Source organism: Ureibacillus thermophilus (assembly GCF_004331915.1).
Taxonomy (GTDB): domain Bacteria; phylum Bacillota; class Bacilli; order Bacillales_A; family Planococcaceae; genus Ureibacillus; species Ureibacillus thermophilus.
On record NZ_CP036528.1, the window covers coordinates 2,731,593 to 2,748,421 of the forward strand.

The 16,829-nt window shown below is 39.0% G+C and carries 17 protein-coding genes; 2 read left to right on the forward strand and 15 right to left on the reverse strand.

Annotated features, from left to right (window positions below; genetic code table 11):
* Positions 1-390: 390 nt before the first annotated feature.
* From DKZ56_RS13795 to DKZ56_RS13815, 5 genes are all read right to left on the reverse strand, one after another.
* The gene (locus DKZ56_RS13795) at positions 391-858 is read right to left on the reverse strand and encodes an S-ribosylhomocysteine lyase (protein ID WP_208650500.1); all 468 of its coding nucleotides are present in this window, start codon (positions 856-858) and stop codon (positions 391-393) included.
* Between the two features lie 120 nt (positions 859-978).
* Positions 979-2,910: an FtsX-like permease family protein gene (locus DKZ56_RS13800; RefSeq protein ID WP_208650501.1), complete on the reverse strand. Its 1,932-nt coding sequence runs from the start codon at positions 2,908-2,910 to the stop codon at positions 979-981.
* Positions 2,882-3,655: an ABC transporter ATP-binding protein gene (locus DKZ56_RS13805; RefSeq protein WP_208650502.1), complete on the reverse strand. Its 774-nt coding sequence runs from the start codon at positions 3,653-3,655 to the stop codon at positions 2,882-2,884. The genes DKZ56_RS13800 and DKZ56_RS13805 overlap by 29 nt, the downstream gene beginning before the upstream one ends.
* Positions 3,656-3,675: 20 nt before the next feature.
* Positions 3,676-4,650: a sensor histidine kinase gene (locus tag DKZ56_RS13810; RefSeq protein WP_208650503.1), complete on the reverse strand. Its 975-nt coding sequence runs from the start codon at positions 4,648-4,650 to the stop codon at positions 3,676-3,678.
* A gap of 1 nt (position 4,651) precedes the next feature.
* The gene (locus DKZ56_RS13815) at positions 4,652-5,356 is read right to left on the reverse strand and encodes a response regulator transcription factor (protein ID WP_208650504.1); all 705 of its coding nucleotides are present in this window, start codon (positions 5,354-5,356) and stop codon (positions 4,652-4,654) included.
* 234 nt (positions 5,357-5,590) lie between these two features.
* Between DKZ56_RS13815 and yhfH the strand changes: the two genes are divergently transcribed.
* A complete protein-coding gene (yhfH, locus tag DKZ56_RS13820; protein WP_208650505.1) occupies positions 5,591-5,716 on the forward strand; it encodes a protein YhfH in 126 nt (41 codons plus the stop codon).
* Between the two features lie 203 nt (positions 5,717-5,919).
* On the opposite strand, the gene DKZ56_RS13825 is transcribed toward yhfH, so the two are convergent.
* The 8 genes from DKZ56_RS13825 to hemE all read right to left on the reverse strand — a co-directional run bounded on the left by DKZ56_RS13825 (position 5,920) and on the right by hemE (position 13,663).
* Positions 5,920-6,375: a FixH family protein gene (locus DKZ56_RS13825; protein ID WP_208650506.1), complete on the reverse strand. Its 456-nt coding sequence runs from the start codon at positions 6,373-6,375 to the stop codon at positions 5,920-5,922.
* Position 6,376: 1 nt separating this feature from the next.
* Positions 6,377-7,762, reverse strand: a complete 1,386-nt coding sequence (locus tag DKZ56_RS13830) for a sensor histidine kinase (protein ID WP_208650507.1) — start codon at positions 7,760-7,762, stop codon at positions 6,377-6,379.
* Complete coding sequence (locus DKZ56_RS13835) at positions 7,759-8,436, reverse strand: response regulator transcription factor (protein WP_208650508.1); 678 nt, start codon at positions 8,434-8,436, stop codon at positions 7,759-7,761. Before DKZ56_RS13835 ends, DKZ56_RS13830 begins: the two co-directional genes overlap by 4 nt.
* A gap of 2 nt (positions 8,437-8,438) precedes the next feature.
* Positions 8,439-9,392, reverse strand: coding sequence for a YncE family protein (locus tag DKZ56_RS13840; protein WP_245989489.1), 954 nt, complete (start codon positions 9,390-9,392; stop codon positions 8,439-8,441).
* A gap of 224 nt (positions 9,393-9,616) precedes the next feature.
* The gene (locus tag DKZ56_RS13845) at positions 9,617-10,090 is read right to left on the reverse strand and encodes a GNAT family N-acetyltransferase (RefSeq protein WP_208650510.1); all 474 of its coding nucleotides are present in this window, start codon (positions 10,088-10,090) and stop codon (positions 9,617-9,619) included.
* Between the two features lie 129 nt (positions 10,091-10,219).
* Positions 10,220-11,635 carry a protoporphyrinogen oxidase gene (hemY, locus tag DKZ56_RS13850; RefSeq protein WP_342775788.1) on the reverse strand — a complete coding sequence of 472 codons (1,416 nt, stop codon included), beginning with the start codon at positions 11,633-11,635 and terminating at the stop codon, positions 10,220-10,222.
* Between the two features lie 12 nt (positions 11,636-11,647).
* Complete coding sequence (gene hemH / locus DKZ56_RS13855; RefSeq protein WP_208650512.1) at positions 11,648-12,580, reverse strand: ferrochelatase; 933 nt, start codon at positions 12,578-12,580, stop codon at positions 11,648-11,650.
* A gap of 24 nt (positions 12,581-12,604) precedes the next feature.
* A complete protein-coding gene (hemE, locus tag DKZ56_RS13860) occupies positions 12,605-13,663 on the reverse strand; it encodes a uroporphyrinogen decarboxylase (protein WP_208650513.1) in 1,059 nt (352 codons plus the stop codon).
* A 301-nt stretch (positions 13,664-13,964) separates the two neighbouring features.
* Between hemE and DKZ56_RS13865 the strand changes: the two genes are divergently transcribed.
* The gene (locus tag DKZ56_RS13865; RefSeq protein ID WP_208650514.1) at positions 13,965-14,492 is read left to right on the forward strand and encodes an antibiotic biosynthesis monooxygenase family protein; all 528 of its coding nucleotides are present in this window, start codon (positions 13,965-13,967) and stop codon (positions 14,490-14,492) included.
* A gap of 392 nt (positions 14,493-14,884) precedes the next feature.
* Here DKZ56_RS13865 and DKZ56_RS13870 read toward each other — a convergent pair whose 3' ends face one another.
* Together DKZ56_RS13870 and DKZ56_RS13875 are read right to left on the reverse strand one after the other, a co-directional pair.
* Positions 14,885-16,084: an ABC transporter permease gene (locus DKZ56_RS13870; protein WP_208650515.1), complete on the reverse strand. Its 1,200-nt coding sequence runs from the start codon at positions 16,082-16,084 to the stop codon at positions 14,885-14,887.
* On the reverse strand, positions 16,077-16,811 hold the full coding sequence (locus DKZ56_RS13875; protein ID WP_208650516.1) for an ABC transporter ATP-binding protein: 735 nt from the start codon (positions 16,809-16,811) through the stop codon (positions 16,077-16,079). The genes DKZ56_RS13870 and DKZ56_RS13875 overlap by 8 nt, the downstream gene beginning before the upstream one ends.
* Between the last annotated feature and the right edge of the window lie 18 nt (positions 16,812-16,829).

Here is a 16,829-nt window from a genome sequence, read left to right on the forward strand (position 1 = left end):
CTATTACTATAATATCTAATCCAATTCATAGAAAAACCTCATAAATATGAAGAATATTTGTCATATTAAAAAAAGAGGTTTGGACAAATCTAAAAAAACATCACTTTCTCCAAAGAGAAAATGATGTTTTTTTGATATGTATTAAAAATTGATTTCCGTTCCGGGGACGCTTTCCGCGGGCCCGGAACGAGCCCCCTCTGAGTCATTCCTTCGCTCCTCGTGGTATCGAGAGGGCTCGTCGCAGGAAAGCTTTGCTTTGCGACTAAGCGTGCGCGACAGGAACTCGCCCCGTCACTCCAATCAATTTCTAGTTATATCAATTTTTTATCAAAACTCTCTCAGCTGCCCCTATCATTTTTGGTTTATGTCCAAGCCTCTGTACAAATTAATTTATTCTTCTTTAAACACGATGGACCATTCATTGCGTTTTTCTAGCATTTCTTTTGCCAATTGTTTTGCCCCTTCTAAGCTGTGATTTGCCGCCCAGCCGCACTGCACTTCATTACATGCAGGAACTTCCGTCGCATTCAATACATCACGAAGGGTTTTTTCTAAAATATCCAATACTTCCTCATAATCTTCGTGGTTAATCATGGTGAGGTAAAATCCAGTTTGGCATCCCATTGGACTTAAATCCACCACATGGTCTGTGTAGTTGCGGATATGTTCAGCCATTAAATGCTCAAGGGAATGCAAAGCTGGCATTTCCATATGTTCTTTATTCGGCTGTTTAAAGCGGATATCGTATTTGCGCACCACATCGCCATTTTGTCCTTCTTTCACGCCGGCTAAACGAACATAAGGCGCGCTCACCTTTGTATGGTCTAAATTAAAACTTTCCACATTCATTTTTTTCATCGAGCTTCCCTCTTTTCCAATCTTTTATACTACAAATCATTGTACTGCTTTCCTTTTATTCTGTCACTTTTTCCTGGAACAAGGATTGAAACTGAATTTTCTAGCTGCATTTTCTAAATCTTAATTTTTTACGTGGGCAATAAACCGCCATCGAATTAAATAAAAATAAATGATCTGAATTAAAATCAAGAAAGAAAATGCAAATACAATTTCCTTTACAATTGAAATATTAGCAATATCTTTCAGCAAATTTTGCAAAGCCAAAAAGGCAAATAAACTATGAACCATCGCCACCCCCCACGGCAAGAAAAACTGAGGGAATAATTGATTTGTCACAAGCCCCTTTATTTCGCTGTCAGCAATCCCCATCCGTTTCAATACATCAAATTTCCTTTTTTCTGCATCCAAGTTTGTATGAATTTTAAAGTAAATAAAGCTGCCGGCCGCCAGCAAAAATACTGCCGCTACTAAAAGCCCTACCAACGTAAATAGAGAATACATTGACAATACATAGGAATAATTCAACCCAGCGTTTTCAAAATAAAAAGGCAATTCATACTGATTTTTTTCGTATTCTTTTTGCACCTGCTGATAAATCGGCACTCCTACATCCTGCGCCTCAAGCCATTGAGGAATATCAAAAGCAAATAAATGATACGCCGGCTCCACTTCAGGATAGCCGCTATACGGATTTTTTAATTGTACAAAATCTTCATCGCTAATAATGATGGCGTTCGGGCTGACAATGGAACTTGGGAAAATCAATTTTGGATACACTTCATCAATCGTAATGGGCACATTATTTTCTTTTAATACCGTATGCACAGTTCTTTTTGAAAGCTTTTTAATTGATTCTTCTGAGTAAGGAATAAACATCCCTTCACCGCTGTCCAACTGCACCATCGGATAGCCATAAGAAAACAGCAAACTGTTTATATCCGATTCCCGAAACACTTCCACTTCGTAATTCGTATAAGAAGAGGTTTGTTTTTTTACTTCGAAGCGGGTGAAATGATAGGAAAGCCCTTTCTCTTCCAATTCATTGACAATGGATGAAATATGCTCTTTCTCATAGGGATTATCAATATGCCCTTTATAAATCAACCCCAATGGATTTAATTTGTCATATTGAGATGTATAGGATGACAAGGCTGCAAGCAAGCCGATGCATAAAAAAGCAGCTGCCGAAACCATCGTAACAACAAAATACATTTTTCCGTTATTTTTCAAAATAAACGTTTGCTCGGCAATGGACAGCATACTTGATTTTTTCCAATAAAAATTTTTTCTGCTTTTTATTGCCTCCACAATCCATTGGACTGTATCTGTAAAGAAAAGATATGTGCCAATGGTAATGAGAAGGGGCAATAATACAACAAATAGATAAAAGTTCACCCGGTTCGTAAGCAACGACAAAAGATAGGCCACCACTAATAAAATGATGGACAAAACCGCTCTCTTTTTTGAAAAGCGGCCGTTCATATGAGGATATTGATACCATCTTAATAAATCAATAATTTTTCTTTCAGGAGAAAAGTTGACGCTGATGATCGAAATGATCACAAAGGCGCTGAAATAGACAGCAATCGTCAAAATAAAAGGTTCCCATTGAAAATACAACGGCAGCTCTTCCAACATTAAAATTTCCCTGACAATCATAAAGAAAAATTTCGTAAAGGCGTATCCAAAAAGAATGCCACAAGCAATTGAAAGACTTCCGATGATAATGGTCTCCAAAAAGATGAGCTTGCTGAGCTGCCGCTTCTCCATCCCTAAATGAAGCAGAATCGCAAATTCCTTCGCCCTCGATTCTAAAAAAGCTTTCATGGAATAAAAAATAAAAAACCATGAAAACAGCACTAAAATCATTTCAGCAAAGACCATCCCGCCAATCGGCACTTTTCCTAAATACCCGTTTTCGATTTCCGGATGAAACATCAACATTGAATAGATGAAAAATACGAACACGGAAAAAAAGCTGGCCATAAAGAAAGCCGCGTAAATCCGGAAATTCCGAAACACATTACGGTAAGCGAATTGATGAAAGGTCACCGACTCTTCCCCCCAACAAGCTCAACACGTTTAATATTCGTTGGAAAAAGGTTTGCCTGCGGTCATCCCGATAAATTTCATTAAAATATTCGCCATCTTTGATAAAAAGCACCCGGTCGCAGAAGCTGGCTGCAATTGGGTCATGGGTCACCATAATAATTGTTGCGTTTCTTTCTTTGTTTATTTTGCTTAACAATTCAAGCACTTCCCTTGAATTATGAGAGTCCAGATTTCCTGTCGGTTCATCGGCTAAAATGATGGCAGGCTCATGGATAAGGGCGCGGGCGATGGCCACCCTTTGCGCTTGACCGCCGGATAATTCATCTGGCCTTTTATTTAAAACGCTTGATAAGCCTAACTTTTCCGTCAGTTCAATTACCCGCTCTTTCATTAATGAAACAGGCTGGTTGTCCAGGGTCAGCGGCAATACTATATTTTCTTCCACCGTCAACATCGGAAGCAAATTAAAATCCTGAAAGATGAAGCCTAATTCTCTCCTCCTGAAATAGGCGAGTTCTGTTTTATTAAATAAATGTGGCTTTGTTCCGTTAAAAATAATCTCCCCAGATGTTGGTTTATCGATGGTGGAAATGATGTTAAGCAGGGTAGTTTTCCCGCTTCCGCTAGGACCCATAACCGCCAAAAATTCTCCCTTTTCCACTTCAAAACTTAATTGGTTCAATGCCCGGTGCGTCACTTTTCCTTCATATACTTTTGTTACATCGATGACTTGCAATATTGGCATATAATTCCCTCAATTCATACTTAGAATACAACTTTTACCGTTGTTCCTTTTCCAACTTCCGATTCAATCACTAATTCATGGCCCAACTTCTCGCAAATTTCTTTCGCCAAGAATAAACCCATACCGGTAGACTCTCCTGTTCTTCGGCCATTTTCCCCTGTAAAGAACGGCTTTGTCACGCGGGATAAATCGGATTTGGGAATGCCGATTCCTTCATCTTGCACAAATAAAACCGTTTTTCCTTCATCTTTTTCTACAAAAATTTTCACTTTTTTATTTGGCTTGAAGGTATATTTCACGGCATTTGTTATAAATTGACCAAGCATAAATTTCAACCATTTTGAATCGGTTGTCACAGTTATAGTCTGGTCGATATTAATCACCGGAAAGACATGATTTGTAATAAATAAACGTTTATTGTCATTGATTGTTGCCGTGACAATTTCTTTTAAATTCACCTCATCTATCTGCATATCCTCTTCAAACTTTTCAAGTCGTGCGCTCATTAATACCATTTCAATGCCCCGTTTTAACCGGTCCACTTCTTCTTGAATGCTCGACCGATCCAATTCCTCTTCCTGCAGCAGCAGTTCTATAACAGAAATAGGCGTTTTCATTTGGTGAATCCATTGATTTAGAAACTTTTCCTGCCGATTTTGTTTCACATAAAGGTTTTGCACTTCATTTTGATAGTGCCGGTACAATTCCTGCAAATAAGCCTCCATTTGAAGATGCTCCGGTGTTTTTGCATTTTTTTGAAGGGCATCGTCCATCGAGTTTGGCAAATTGGAAATTCTATTAAGAAAATTTTTCCGGAATACATATCGAATAGCTAGAAAAGAAAAAATAAGCACCATACTGATTACGATGGAATAGATGGCTGTATCCACGTTTCGAAACCCATCCAGCCAGTACAAAGACAAAATAAAAAGAACGACGAACAGCTCGAATATGATAAAGGATATGTTCTCCTTCAAAAATAGTTTTAATCCCATACTATTTTTCCTCCGAATGTAAAACAAATCGATAACCGGCGCCGCGGACCGTTTCGATCACTGATTGAACACCGTACTCCGCAAGTTTTTTCCGAACGCGGGTCATGTTTACATTCAATGTGTTTTCATCCACAAAGGCTTGGTCATCCCATAGCTCTTCAAGCAATTTTTCCCGGGATACCACTTTCGGCGACTCCCGCATGAGCAAGTTTAAAATGGCGCATTCCTTTTTTTGCAGAGGGATTTCCACGTTTCGCACATGCATTTCCATTCGCTCCAAATAGAGAGTCAATTGCCCCAGCTGGACTGTTCTTTCTTCCTGTCTTGTTGAATATTCTCCATAGGATCTTCTTAAATGACTCTTAATTTTGGCGAGCACAATTTCATAATTGAATGGTTTTGTAATAAAATCATCGCCGCCATTTTCCAACGCAAATACTTGGTCCATCTCGCCGGAACGGGCAGAAATAAAAATAATCGGACACTTTGTATATTGCCTCAATTGTCTGCACCAATAATATCCATCATAAGAAGGCAAGTTTATATCAAGCAAGATTAAATGCGGTGAAAAAGCCAAGCATTCCTCAATAATTTCATCAAAATTTTTTACGATTTCCACTTCATATTGATATTTTTTCAATGTTTCAGCAAGCAGAGAAGCGATTTTATAGTCATCCTCAATGATATAAATTCGCGTACTTTCCAAATTTCTTCCCCCCTATCGGTACATCTAACTTTATTTTATCAAAAATAGAACAGCGGTCATATATACGCCCCTTTCAACTTTCTTATTAGCCAAATTTTTCATGGCTCTTCACAAAAGTGTCACAGTTACTTTTTAAAATAGGCAAATTCCTTATTGACGAATCAAAACTGTTATAATACAATTACAAATACAAAGAGGTATTATAAAACAGTTAATCTGCAAGGAGGTCCCCACATGTTAGAAAATATCGTTGAGTTCTTCAAAAATTTGCCAGATAAAATTTGCGTTAAATGCGGTGAAAAAATAGAAGAACAAAGTGAATGCTACACAAACACTTGCGAAAAATGCAGCTCACACTAAGAGCATCGCAACCGCTTACAACCTATGAAATGAACTTACTATTAAATCGCTTAACTTACCGTTCATCAAATCGTTTACAAAAAAAATCCTCAAAGTCCGAAACTTTGAGGATTTTTTTGTACTACTCTGCATCAATGGCTCCCATGAGAATCTTCAGTGGAATCATGATGATCTTGAAGTTCATGCTGCATTTGTGCTGTGTCTTATTTCGATGTATCTTCTTCCGGAATCACTTTGCTCATATCCGGACTACCTGCAATAATTTGTTTTTTCGGCATTACATGCAAACCCCTTGCTGTTGTATGGGCATACATATAATACACCCCATCATGATTAAATGTAAATTCTGCTTTATATACGCCATCTCCCGCATGTTCCGCTTTAATCATGGAACCTTGTTCGCGCAAACCGGATTCCCAAACTTCAAATTCTACAGAATCCGCATCTTCCACATCTTCATTGTTTTGTGTCACATGGGCAGCGAGTTCCACCGGCTCCCCTACTTTCACTTCATCCGGCGTCAATATCTCAACATTCACTTCCAAAGCAGAAACATCAACAGGTTCATCATTTGTATCCACTTTTGGTTCTTTATCGTCAGAATTGCATCCAACTAATAGCATAGGTACAGCCAGTATAGCAATCATCCATTTTTTCATGTCAATCTTCCTCCATTATTGGTAATGAAATTGTTACAAGTGTTCCCTCACCTAAAGCACTTTTGATGGAAAGGGTCCCATCATGCTGTTTCACTAACTGTTTCACAATAGAAAGTCCCAAACCAGCTCCACCGTCAGCTCGGCTTCTTGCTTTATTAACCCGATAAAATCGTTCGGTCACACGAGGGAGGTCTTCTTCAGGTATGCCAATTCCTTCATCTTGAATCTCCACGATAGCGCGGTGGTCTGATTCATAACAAAGAATGGTTACTTGCGAGTTATCATTGGAGTAGCGAATCGCATTTTCAATCACATTAATGAAAATTTGTTTAAGCTTCTCTTCATCTCCTTGAACGATGATATTTTCATCCAACTTTTGCATCATGCGAATATTTTTTTCTTTTGCTTGTCCCTCAAGGAGCTTCACGGATTCTCGAATGGTTTCTGAAAGGACAATCGGCAACATTTCAATTTCTTCTTGCTCTTTTCGGACAAGCTGCAGCAATTCATTCGTCATCCGTTCCATGCGAATCGCTTCACGAAGAATCAGCTCCAATGCTTCTTCCCGCTCTTTTCCTTCAAGAAGTTGATTTTGAATAGCTTCGCTGTAGCCTTTAATGTAGCTAATCGGCGTGCGCAGTTCATGGGAAACGGTTGCTAAAAACGCTTTTTGTTTTTCATCTTCCTGCTGAATTGCCTCTGCCATATGGTTAAAGGCTTCTGAGAGCATGCCAATCTCATCTTTGGAAGCCACCTTTACCCTTGTGCTGTAATCCCCTTCCGTCATTTTTTCAACTGCCGTTTGCAGCTCGTTTAAAGGACGCATGAGCCGCTTTAAACTTTGATGAACCAAAATGGCGATGAGAAGAGCAAAAATCATCCCTCCACCTATAAATATAGCCACTTCTGTTTTAGCTAATTCAGTAATTTTTGCTAAAGGATAATAAATATAGATAATTCCTTCCAATCGGTTTTGATCCAATAGCGGCAAAATCACCGATACAACTTCCCGATTAAACCGCTCTTCATAGCCGATTTTTGTAACAGTTTCTCCTTTCAATAAAATCCGCCGTTCATTTGGACCAATCAAAGTATTGTAATCAATTTCAAAAGGGACGCAAGCACTCAATTCCCGCGGGTTGCGGACGGCAAATACATCATAATTGGCATGTCGATTAAACTCCTCCACCTTTTCTACAAAGGTATCTGTTACTTTTCCCCCTGTATACATGGATTGGAGGTTTTCGCCAATCTCAACCATTTCGCTTTTCGTATCTTCTACATAAAATTTTTCATAGAGAAAATCGGCGAAAATATACATAAAGGCAATGGTCAACACTAAGTATGCAATAATTAAAATCCAAATCTTGGTTGAAAGCTTTCTCATACTTGATCAAAGCGATAACCAATCCCCCATACGGTTTGGATATAGTCGCTTGCCTCCTTTGAAATTTTCCTCAATTTTAGCCGCAATGTTTTGATATGAGTATCCACCGTTCTTGTGCCGCCATCGTAATCCATTTCCCAAATCTTTTCCAATAATTGTTCTCGGGAAAAAACGGTGTTCGGATTTTTCATAAAAAGCTGAAGCAAATCAAATTCCTTTAATGTTAAAGTAACTTTTTGATTGTTGACATAAACTTTGCGGGAAGCTTCATCCAGCTTAATAACTCCCCGTTCGAGAAACTGCTGCTTGTTCATTCCAGTTCTTCTTAAAACCGCTTGAATTCTTGCAATCAGTTCGCTGGCTGTGAAAGGTTTGACGATGTAATCATCCCCGCCAATTGTCAACCCTTTCACTTTGTCCTCATTGGCGTCTCTTGCGGTCAAAAAAATAATGGGTATGGATGAGATTTTTCGAATGTTTTCGCATACGCGGAATCCATCTTCTTTCGGCATCATTACATCCAGAAGGACAAGATCCGCTTCTTTGCGTTCAATAATGGGATAGGCTTCTTCGCCGCTTTCCACAGCAATCGTTTGAAAAAATGATTTTGAAAGCATGACTTCAATCAAATTTCGCATGTCTTGTTCATCATCGATAATCAACACGGTTGGCATCATCAAACCTCCCTTACGAGCAACTGGAACGGCCCAGACCCGGTCGATATGGATTGCTCAATTTCTCCATCTTTTATGAAATATACTCGATTGTCATCATATCCGGCTACAATAATCATATCTTTAAAGGCAGCAACAGAAAATGGATTGGCTCCTACTTCTTTGCTCCATAACACATTCCCGTTCACATCGCAGGCATACAATTCATTGGAGCCATGGTTGGTGATAAAAATGGCCTCTTCATTTCTTGCAAATCCGACAGGCATATGGGAAACCTGAATTTCTTGCAGCAACTCTCCCGTCTTTAAATCCAGCACTTTTACTTTTTGATTAGGACGGCTTCCTTCACCATGCCCTCCAATCCAAATAGTTCCTGTCTCCTCTACAATTTGCATTCCGCTCGAAGATTTATCAATCGACCATTCATCGAGAAGTTTCATCGTTTTTATATCCACAACGGACAGGGCAGGGGCTTTGTAATTGATGATATATAATTTGCCTTGATAACTATCCATGGACATTGGATAATCCTGCAGGCGAATTTCTCCTTGTTTTTCTCCATGTTCATCATAACTTGTCACTGTATTTTTCTTGCTATTGGCAATAAACAGCATTTTTTCCTTTTGATCGTAGTAAGCATTTGTTGTTCCTGTACCCGTTTTAATGGATTGGATTAATTTCCCGCTGGACAACTCGTAAATGTCTACTTCATCTAATTGGTGTCCATAAAGCACGATGCGGTCAAAAGGAATCAATGCTGCCCCCGTATACGCTTTTTCAAATTTCCATGTGGTAATCCGTTCTCCCTTTGAATCTAAAAAATCGATTGAGGGTTCCAATATATTGACAGAAGCAACAAAGGACTGATGGGGATTGATGGATGAAAAACGTTCATCAATGCATCCTTGCATTATCCAAATCAAGCATAAAAATAATAGGACTGTCCAGTTTTTCAAACAATCACCTCTCATCCTATAAGTGTAGTGAAAAAGTGTGAAGTTTTGATGAAATAAATTTGACAATCTTTTCAAATTTTATACTTTGATTGGAGGTAGTTTTTTCTTGCATAAATAGGGAGGTGAGGTGTCTTCTTATGCGGATGAACTTTTCTAGTTTTTGCCGATTAAATCTATAAGAAAAAAAGAGCCTCTCGCCACTAGGAGGGAGCCCATTACTGCGTTTACTTTATTTTCTCTTTTATAAATCTCAGCCCTTCTTCCCTTGTGCCATTTGGCTTAAATTCTAATTTTTCCAGAATTCTCATAGATGCGGCGTTATCTGCAGCCGTTTCCGCCTCAATAAATAATACATCCTGCTGCGCGAATGCCCACTCTATTAGACCTTTGCCATCTTCCGTTGCATAGCCGTTTCCCTCATAGGGTGAATCGATGTTGTAGCCAATCTTTACGGAACGGTTGATTGGCGTGCCTTTGAATCCAATACTGCCAATCTGCTCTTTTGAACTTCCAAGCACAACTTTCCATGGCGAATACCATACACGATTTACAACATCATTCATACAGCTATCCAACATTTCGCTATAAGCATTTTTTAATTCTAAATCGCTTGCGTTCATGATTAGCGTCCTGATTTCATCATCTGTCATTGACTCCAGCATAAGCCGGTTAATCTTTACAATCACTTCTTTATTCATTGTCATACAGCCTAAAAACATTTATCCCTATTTTTTCGAATGAAACATCCTACTGTAATACCATTTTTCAACAAAAATGAAAGGCTTCCATCCATCGGTCTAATTGCCGATTTTCTGGAAACCTTTCATTTAAACGAATTGCGCTTGAAACATCTTATCCACTATTTCTTCTGCCGCTTGTCTGCCTTGCAGCACACAATCTGGAACACTGATTCCTTCATATGAACTTCCCGCTAATTTCACATTAGGAAATTCTTTCTTGAGAATCCCCCTCATTTTTTCCAACCGTTTCTCATGCCCCACCGTATATTGCGGCATTGATTGCTTCCATCGCGAAACTACAGTAAACGCTGGTTTTTGGGTAATTCCAAGGGATTTCTCTAAATCACGAAGCACCGTTTTTTCAATATCCGCATCAGACAATTCTACGATGGCTTCGTCTCCCACACGGCCAATATACGTCCGGAGCAAATCATATCCTTCAGGCGCTACATTATCCCACTTATGATTGCTCCATGTGCAAGTCGTAATGGAAATATCGCTGTTTCTTGCAAAATAAAAACTAATTGCATCCTTGTATTTCTCGCTATCGATCCCTTCAAAGGCCATTGTAACCGTTGCAATCGTCGCATAGCTCATATCTGGAATCTCATAGAACATTCCGTAATGATGAAACATATTTTTCGCTTCATTCAAAGAAGTTGTGACAATCACTCCATGGCATTTGAGCGGCGCGATATTATTAAAATAAATTTGCAGCGTGCCGTCTTGCAGCTTATCAATTGATTCTACTTTCACGCCTTTTAAAATCGTTTTTGACGGCAGCTGTTCTTCCAATTTTTCCACTAACGTTTCTAAACCGTTTTTGAATGTTTGGTAGCCTTTCATCTGGCTGCTTAAAAAGGAAAAGTTCGTTTTTTTCATGCCATAAATTAAACTGCGATATTGTTTTTCAAGTTCATAAATCTCCGGAAACATGGATTGAATGCTCAGCCGATCAATATCACCTGCAAAAGTTCCTGCAAGCAGCGGCTCTACTAAGTTTTCAACTACTTCTTTTCCAAATCGGCGTCGGAAAAAGTCCCCAATTGGTTCATCCTTATTTTCCCTCATTTTAGGCAATACTAAATCTCCTGCAGCGCGAAACTTTCCACTTAATGAAACAATCCCAGAAGTTAATAATGAGGGGACAATGGGTGACCCACCAAATAAAATACCATTGGGAATGGGATACAGATGTCCACCAACAGCCACATATGTTTGACCTTTTTTATTGGTTACAACTTCATTTTCCATTCCCAAATGTTTCGCCAATTCCATCATGCCATTTTCATGATCAACAAAAGATTCAGGACCCCGTTCAATAATAAATCCATCTTTTCTTAAAGTTTGGATTTTGCCACCTAATCTTAATGACGATTCAATTAACATCACATCTAAAGGCAAGTGACGTTCCCGCGCATACTTATCCAAATAAAACGCTGCAGTTAACCCAGTAATACCACCGCCAATGACAGCTATTTTTTTTCGATTCGTCACCCTCATCATCACTTTCTATTATTTCTCTAGCATTTTAAAAATAGCATCAATCATCGCATCGATAAATAACGGATGCGTATTTGGCATTGGTGGGCGATAGTAATTTGCTCCCAATTCATCGCACACATTTTTGCATTCAATATCGTTGTCGTATAGCACTTCTAAATGCTCTGTTACAAATCCAACTGGTGCATATACGAATGAACGATATCCTTTTTTCTCATAAAGCTCTCTTGTTAAATCTTGTACATCCGGACCAAGCCATGGTTCAGGTGTTTGTCCTGCTGATTGCCATCCCACTTCCACATTTGGAAGCCCTGTTTTTTCTTGAATTAAACGGGCTGTTTCAAAAAGCTGTTGTTCATATGGGTCGCCTACTTGTTTAATTTTTTCAGGCAAGGAATGGTTGGAAACAATGACACAAGCTTTTTCCTTTTCTTCCTCGGACATTTTTTCGAACTCTTTCAGAATGGCTTGAGCCCAATATTCAATAAATTTTGGCTCATCATACCATGCTTCCACAGAATTAATTTTCAAAGTGCCGCCTAATTTATCCGCCGTTTCTTTCGCTCTGCCATTATATGATTGAATGGAAAATGTGGAAAAGTGAGGAGCCAATACAATCGAAACTGCTTCCTGAATTCCATCTTTCACCATTTGCTCAACAGCATCTTCAATAAACGGCTCGATATGTTTTAAACCGATGTATAATTTATATTCCACTTCATCTTGGACTTCATTTAAACGATTGACAAGCGCCTCTGCTTGTTTTTTTGTCATTTCTGCAAGAGGAGAAATACCGCCAATCGCTTTATAACGGGCTTTCAAATCATCTATATGTTCTTGGGAAGGTCTTCTCCCATGACGAATATGTGTATAATATCTTTCAATATCTTCTTCTTTATATGGCGTGCCATATGCCATCACTAATAAACCATGTACTGGTTTCAATGTTTTCACCTCATAAACAAATTTTTATTCATTTGCTAGTTTAGCAATCCGTTCTCTGCTGTAATCATGGATTAAATTTGTCAATCGTTTTAATACTTCAGGATTTACCTCAGGGAATACGCCATGTCCTAAGTTAAAGATGTGTCCTCCCGGCAATTCGATACCTTGGTCGATAATATCTTTCGCTCTTCGTTCAATGACAGACCAATCCGCTAAAAGAATGGAAGGATCTAAATTTCCTTGGACAGGTTTTTCTACCCCTAATTCACGGGCTTTGCGTATCGGCATCCGCCAATCAAGTCCCACAACATCAATTGGCAAATCATTCCACTCATGAAGTAAATGGCTTGCTCCAACACCAAATAAAATTAATGGAACATTTTGATTGCGCAACTCTGCAAAAATGCGAGTCATGACTGGTTTAATAAATACGCGGTAGTCATCAACGTTCAATGCTCCCACCCAAGAGTCAAACACTTGAATGGCGCTTGCACCGGCCTCCACTTGGGCTGAAATATCCGCAATAATCATATCCGCAAGCTTATCCATCAATTTAAACCATGCTTTTGGATCAGAAACCATAAATGATTTTGTTTTACTGTAATTTCTGGAAGGGCCTCCTTCAATCATGTAGCTGGCTAAAGTAAAAGGAGCGCCAGTAAATCCAATGAGCGGCACATCCAACTGCTCTTCTGTTAAAAGTCTGATGGTTTCAAACACATATGGCGTATGTTCCTTCGGATAAAACTCGCCCAACTTTTCCACATCTTCTACGCTTCGAATAGGATTGGAAATGACAGGACCAACGCCCGGCTTGATTTTGACATCAACTCCGATGCTTGGCAAAGGCGTCACAATATCTTTATAAAGAATCGCTGCATCGACATTATATTGTTCGACAGGCAGTCTTGTAACATATGCACAAAGCTCCGGTTGTTTTGTAATTTCTTCCAGTGAATATTTTTCTTTTATTTTTCGATACTCTGGTTGCGAACGTCCTGCTTGGCGCATATACCATACCGGTGTATATTCCGTTCGTTCTCCCCTTGCTGCTCGAATTAATGTGTCGTTGATTTGCCTCATTTTTATAACCTTCCCCTCAAAAGATAATCGTTTGACTAAAAGTTCAATGAAATCGATTGCAATTTTTCACTTTTCAAGAAATTTCATCGCTGAAAATTACTACAATTCATTATAATAACTATAATCTTGGAATTCATCCACTACTTCATTGATACCCATCAATATATACTGTTCCTTTACCATTGTATAGCTTTCTCTGACAAATGTCATAAAAATGTTCTTTTAATAGCTCATTTTTCTTAATGAATTTTTGACAAAATTAAGTCACATGATGAAACAAAGTAATTAAGGAGGAATCAAAATGAACTTTTACATGACGACCGGAACTCCACTATTTATGGAACAATTGCATAAGAAACATGGAAATGAAAAGATGTATATTCTCTATGGAACGACAGAAACCCTTTTGCTTCATGAGACTGAAAGAAAAACGGTTTTCCAAACGCCGAGAATATATGAAGTGGTTGATGGAGCAAATGAACTGCAGCAATCAGGTTTTTTCACTCTATACCATATTCCTGTTTCGGATGAAGGGAGACCGATTTTTGAAAAAAATATAAAAGAACGTTCCGGAAGATTAAAAGAGCAAACGGGGCTGGTTGCCTATCGACTTCTTCGTCCTAAAAAATCTGAAACCTACGTGATTCTCCTTCAATGGACCGACAAACGCTCTTATGATATTTGGAAAAAATACGATCCAATTGCCCAAGAACTAGAAAACTTTAAGATCGGTGTCAAAAAAGACAATATCTTCAATGCGGCCATATATATCACAACCTACTCTGGCGCAAAACAAAAAGCGGAAGAACAAGAAGAGGCTGGGACATAAACAAAAAATGAAAGGGGCAGTTGAAAGATTTTTGATAAAAAATTGATAGAACGAAAAATTGATTGAAACGGGGCAAGTTTCTGTCGCGCACGCTTAGTCGCAAAGCGGAGCAAGCTCAAGGAAGTAAATTCAAAGCTTTCCTGCGACTAGCCCTCTTAAGACCACGCGAAGCGAAGGAATGACTCAGAGGAGAGTCTAGCGGGGCGTGCGGAAAGCGTCCCCGGAAAGGAAATCAATTTTAATAACATATCAAAAAAAACATCATTTTCGCTTTGGAGAAAATGATGTTTTTTTTAGATTTGTCCCAACCTCTTTTCCTTCCAGAAGAAGCAGTGTCCCAATACAAAATAAAAAAAGCAGCTTAAGCTCATACTCAAGCCGCTTCTAAAACTCTAAACTTGCACTGACGGATCCTTTGACATGCAGAATGTCAATTCATTTACAACAATCACAATCAACGCCGAAACGAAGAACAATGGATGTCCAATGGCGCAAAGCATTACAATCATAGCTTGCATAACCATAAAGATGCGGAGCAATTTTTGAACGGCTTTCTTCCGTTGATTGTCCTTAATAGGATAGAGCATGTCCATGCGAAAGTCGCTCGAAGATAACAACGCATATTTCAATTGAATCGTGGTCGCAAAACTTAAAGCCCCTGCCACAATCCATAAAACAACAGGAATATCAATCAATAGAGCCACGATTGCAGAAATAAGCGTTAAACGCACCCATAAATAAAAATGGTCATTCGTTCTGACAAAGGTACGGAATATTAAATAACTTTGTGTATTTTCCTTTTTATATGGAACAAACTTGTAAACGGCATCCAGCCAAGTTCTCCGCTTTACTGCCCCGCGGATATGAGGAACATCGGTAAAATAATTGGCAAACCGATAAAAGGCCATCATTCGATTTTGTTCCAATTTGACAAAATGCTCATAAGGAATCGGTTGCACCTTTGCTTTTTTTGATAACGAAGCATTATACACTAAAAGCAGCACGAAATAAATAATTGCCCACCAAAAGGAATCAGACAATGCGGACTGCACCGCCAAAATGGATACCGCCATCCGTGCAATGCGATCATAAACCACATAATAGCCGCGATAAGCAAAACGGTAATGGAATTCTGCTTGAACGTTCATATATTTTAAAAGAATCACGAACAATAGGCCGAGCCATATTTGCCACGTTGATAAATCTGTCACTGCATTTATTAAAGGAATCAAAACAATATAGCAAATCACCGGCAAAATCACTTGGGACCAAAATGTCCAATTCAGCGCTTTTCGAAAATAAAGATGCATCTCTTTTTCCAGCGGCAGCAAATACACTTGATCCGGTTCCCGAAGCAATGTGACAGTCCGAGAAAAACAGACAACAATTCCTACAATGACTGCAGCGAGCCAATCAGCAGGAAAATCCGGAGACACAACATGCAGCCATTCGCTATATTGATACGCCAACGCCCCAATGGCAAACACTAATACAATCGCCAAATGCCCAGTAAAGACAAACCGCATATATTTTTGAACTTCTAAAAGATAATGTTCAAACCGTTTGGACCAAACATCTGTCAAGTTATTCATGCCGATCTTCCTTCGTCATGGCGATATACAAATCGTCCAGTGTGGCATTTGGCATGCCGAACGCTTCCCGCAAATCATTCATCGTTCCCTGTGCACGAACGCGACCTTCGTGAAGAAAAATAATGCGGTCGCAATACTTTTCGGCAGTTGATAAAACATGGGTGGACATTAATACAGAAGCCCCTTCTCTTTTACGCTCCGAAATCTGCTCAAGCAAAGATTGAATGGCCAATGGATCTAGCCCTACAAACGGTTCATCAATAATATATAAAGAAGGCTTGACCAAAAAGGCGCACATAATCATCACCTTTTGTTTCATCCCTTTTGAGAAATGGGATGGGAACCAATTAAGCCGCTTCTCCATTCGAAACTCTTCCAATAATTTTTCAGAGCGTTCTTTCAACGTCTTCTCATCAATGCCATAAGCCATGGCTGTCAATTCCAAATGTTCTTTTAACGTCAATTCCTCATATAATACCGGCGTTTCGGGAATATAAGAGAAAGAGGAACGGTATTTTTCAATATCTTCTTGCAAGGTCATCCCATTTAATCGAATTTCCCCTTTTTGTGGAATCAGTGTGCCGATAATGTGTTTAATGGTTGTACTTTTTCCTGCACCATTTAATCCTATTAACCCCACCAATTCCCCTTGTCCAATGGAAAAATTTAAATCCTTAATGACCGGTTTTCTTGTATAGCCGCCTGTTACATCCTTTAGTTCCAACATATTTCTAACACTCCTATT